The organism is Vibrio sp. 10N.222.52.B7, assembly GCF_041474275.1.
Classification (GTDB): Bacteria; Pseudomonadota; Gammaproteobacteria; order Enterobacterales; family Vibrionaceae; genus Vibrio; species Vibrio crassostreae_C.
Genome location: NZ_JBFRTU010000463.1, coordinates 1 through 404, shown reverse-complemented (window position 1 = coordinate 404; position 404 = coordinate 1). Strand labels below are relative to the sequence as shown.

The following is a 404-nucleotide window of genomic DNA, read 5'->3' as shown; positions in this document are numbered from 1 at the left end:
AGCGCCTTTATCCGAATTCAACTCTTTAGACAGCACGCAGCGTTTAACAAAAGCCAAAACACTACTTGCTGACGCTGGATACAACGAGAGCAACCCACTCAAATTCACACTGACTTATAACACCAGTGAAAATCACAAAAAGATAGCAATAGCGATTGCATCGATGTGGAAGCCGCTGGGTGTGAAGGTAGAATTGGAAAACATGGAGTGGAAAGCGTATGTTGCGGCAAAAGGCGCTGGTGACTATCAAGTTGCACGCTCATGGGCATTTGGTGACTACCCAGAGCCTTCTGCACTGTTAGAGGCGTTCACTTGTGGTCACACGGCAAACGAAAGTGGCTACTGCAATCCCGATTACGATGAGCTCTTACAGCAAGCAAGTAAAACGGAAGATCAGTCTAAAC

1 protein-coding gene is annotated in these 404 nt (G+C 46.5%); it reads left to right on the top strand.

Annotation, left to right across the window (positions count from 1 at the left end; all coding sequences use genetic code 11):
* Window positions 1–404: ABC transporter substrate-binding protein (locus AB4512_RS23700; RefSeq protein ID WP_372175961.1), on the top strand; the 404-nt coding region annotated here is incomplete at both ends.